A 3,543-nucleotide genomic window follows, 5' to 3' on the forward strand; every position below is an offset into this window, starting at 1 on the left:
GTTTGAAACCTTCTATACCAAAAACATTTTGCTGAACGAGGGTATCCGCGCTTGGATGGCTCCTCAAGATCAACCCCACGAACAATTTGTATTCCCTGAAGAAGTTCTACCTCGCGGTAACGCTCTCTAAGAATTCAAATTTGACCATGACCTAAATTAGGGTTGTGGTTGGCGAAGATTGACACACCCAGATAAAATAATCTCCTTGTAATCAGCCAATAAAGTGTCAATTTTCATTATCTCCAGTAATCTCCCATCAAAAAGGTGGGAGATTTTTTATATATTGGTTAATATCTCTAAATTTATGTGTTATGTTAGATGAAGGTTAAGAACCCAGAGTAAATACTCTGCCCTTTTAAAACTAAGACCGCTTAGGCAATAAGGAGGTGATGCCCATGATAGAAAGTAGTAAATGCATGGGTCATCAGGTTGCAGTTAGCCGGCTGCGCGCCGGGGCTGTTCTCTAAAAGTTAGCCTTAGTTATCTTTGAGATACTAAGTTAGCTCAAGTAGCTAGGCAAGCTCGGAGTTCCTTCCGGCAGTCTGGTTGCAACCTGAAGACCCGCTAGACCGCTCTGACTTAGATCGTCCGATCTAAATCAGGGCGGATAGTTTTTTAGGGTGATTTTTATTTTTTCAATGGTTGCTTTTAAAAGATATATAGCGATGGCTATCGCGATAAGGCAACCTATTTAAGTTTTCTTAAAAAGAATAAATATCTTCTATTAAACCTTGGAGTATGACCAAATGGGAGAAATAGTGTCTATCTGCCAAGTCTGATTTAAATCTAGACATACACATTATTGTGGCTTAATTTATCCTCCTATACTTTCTGTGTAGAGAATAAAAGGTGTTTACCTTTGTCAGATGCAAAATGTTGTAACTATATAAGTAGGAATTTCTTGATATGGCACAACTACTCACCGAAGCGGAAATTAAGAAACAGGCAAAGGTTTTGTCAGATTGGACTGTTAAAGACTCAAAGTTGCAGATTACCCGTACATTTAAAAATTTTATTGAAGCAATTGAGTTTGTCAATAAACTGGTTGAGCCGGCTGAGTCAGCCGCACATCATCCAGATATAGAGATTTCCTACAATAAAGTGAAGATTACGCTTACAACACATGATGCAGGCGGATTGACGCAGCCAGACTTTGATGTAGCACGGGTGATTTCCCAGATCAACTAAGTGATTTCTTCTAACATCTTGCAACAAACAACAGGAAGTCACTGCGATATACGGTTTGTATCGCCAAGCCAGTGCGTTCTAACTGGCATAAGATTTATACTATGAGTAAGTGGAAGAAGTGATTTTTGATGGCAAACTGCTAAGTGTCTAAAGCTTTCAACAATTTAGCCTGCGTAGAGAGCAAATGACCCAAACGCTACTCCCTGCTTAGATATTTGGATAAGTATGTGTGACAGTTATTAAGGCGATCGCTCCAATCTTGCCATCTAGATCAGATGTTTTATAATGTTATGATATAAAGATATGTTTTTGCATAAGTTAATCACATCAGTTTTTAACCCCAAGTTAATCGTTTATTAGCTTTGCAAAAACTAGAATTGTAGTAAGGCAATTATGCCTCATCCATAGGTTTCGATGAGATGTCGCATTTTCAAGAATTAGGTGGAACGAAACCAATTATCTAAACAAGGTGTGAGGAGTAAAGAAAAAATGTCTAATCTATTATGGAAATCCTTAGTGGTTAGCCCAGCAGTTTTGGGAGCAACATTGTTAGTTTCGGCAACAGCAATGGCGGCCCCAAACCCAAGCACACAAGTATCAGCAGCCAAACAACTAGGTGTAACCGAAGTTGCCCAACAGCCAGAAATATTGGCTCAAACAACCATAGATCAAGTTAATCGCTACAGCAACGAAGGCAACCAAGGCAATTCTCAGTCTCAAGTAACATCGGTTTCTCAATTCTCCGATGTACAACCTACCGATTGGGCATTCCAAGCATTGCAGTCCTTGGTTGAGCGCTATGGTTGTATTGCAGGTTATCCGAATTCCACATATCGCGGTAATCGTGCTTTGACTCGTTATGAATTTGCCGCTGGTTTGAATGCTTGTTTGGATAGGGTTAACGAATTGATTGCCACAGCAACAGCTGACTTGGTAACTAAACAAGATTTAGCCACCTTACAACGGTTGCAAGAAGAATTTTCCGCAGAATTGGCAACCCTACGCGGTCGCGTAGATTCCTTAGAAGCGCGAACTGCTGAATTGGAAGCTAATCAGTTCTCCACTACTACCAAACTAGTCGGTGAAGCTATTTTTGCTGTTAGTGATGCCTTTGGCGATAACACTGGTGATGCTAATAATACTGTCTTCCAAAACAGAGTCCGTTTAGACTTACAAACCAGTTTCACTGGTAGAGACGTTTTGCACACGCGTCTCGCAGCCGGCAACGCACAAGCCTTTTCAGTAATAGATAATGGTGGTGGTGTTATCGACACTGCTGAAGGCACACAAACATTTCAAGTCGGTAATGGCGAAGGTGGCAACAGTGTCAACATAGATCGTTTGACCTATGAAGCTCCCATAGGCCCAGCCCAAGTTTACCTTGCGGCAAGTGGAGGACGACACAGTCATTATGCTGCTGTTAACAATCCTTACTTTTTCGACCAAACTGACGGTGGTAATGGTGCTTTGTCTGCCTTTGCTTCTGAAAGTCCCATCTATCGTATTGGTGGCGGTGCAGGTATAGCGCTCAATCTACCCCTTGGTAAAGGTCAGGGTATTTTAGGAAATAGCTCAATCACTGCTGGTTATTTGGCGTCACAAGCTAACGATCCTGCTCTTAGTTCAGGTCTGACCAACGGCGATTATGCTGCTTTAGGACAGTTGAATTTTAGTGTTGGTGATCGCTTGGCCTTAGCTGCTACTTACGTTCACGGATACAGTGCAGGCGGTGCTTTATTCGACTCGGGTGAGGCATCAGACGTCAACACTGCTTTGGGAGCAAGACCTTTTGCAGTAGGTACTCAACAATCTAACGCTATACTAGGTCGAGCTTCCACCAACTCCTACGGTGTGTCGGCTGCCTTTAGACCGAGCGACAAGCTATCAGTTAGTGGCTTCGTCTCTTACCACGATGTCACAGGCTTCGGTGTAGATGATGATTATGAAGCTTGGTCATACGGTGCTGGGGTTGCTTTAGCTGATTTTGGTAAACAGGGTAACGTTTTAGGTATTTTTGCTGGCGCACAGCCCTATTCCTTTAACCGGACAGGTGTTACTGCTGGTAATGATGTACCCTATCACTTTGAAGGTTTCTACAAGTATCGCGTGTCAGATAACATTTCTGTAACGCCTGGTGTAATCTGGTTAACCTCTCCTGGACAAAGCAGCGATAACGACGATGCAATTATCGGTACGCTCAGAACTACTTTCACCTTCTAGAGTGTTGATTATCTGCTGACAAATTTGAACTCTATTTCCCCCCGCCTAATGGCGGGGTTTTTTGTTTTCGATAATAATAATAATGGATAAACCCCAGTAGTTAACCGGAGTATAATCTGTCTCTTATACAAATCT

2 protein-coding genes and 1 pseudogene are annotated in these 3,543 nt (G+C 42.1%); all 3 read left to right on the forward strand.

Annotation, left to right across the window (positions count from 1 at the left end; genetic code table 11):
- Nucleotides 1–130 (forward strand): annotated as a pseudogene (locus IQ229_RS18435) (photosystem II D2 protein (photosystem q(a) protein)); the annotation flags it as partial.
- Nucleotides 131–906: 776 nt separating this feature from the next.
- Nucleotides 907–1,188 (forward strand): 4a-hydroxytetrahydrobiopterin dehydratase, encoded by a 282-nt coding sequence (locus IQ229_RS18440; RefSeq protein ID WP_194046196.1) that lies wholly within the window; start codon nt 907–909, stop codon nt 1,186–1,188.
- A gap of 489 nt (nt 1,189–1,677) precedes the next feature.
- The gene (locus IQ229_RS18445; protein ID WP_194046203.1) at nt 1,678–3,408 is read left to right on the forward strand and encodes an iron uptake porin; all 1,731 of its coding nucleotides are present in this window, start codon (nt 1,678–1,680) and stop codon (nt 3,406–3,408) included.
- The last annotated feature ends 135 nt before the right edge of the window (nt 3,409–3,543 follow it).

Source organism: Nostoc cf. edaphicum LEGE 07299, from assembly GCF_015207245.1.
GTDB classification, from domain to species: Bacteria; Cyanobacteriota; Cyanobacteriia; order Cyanobacteriales; family Nostocaceae; genus Nostoc; species Nostoc edaphicum_B.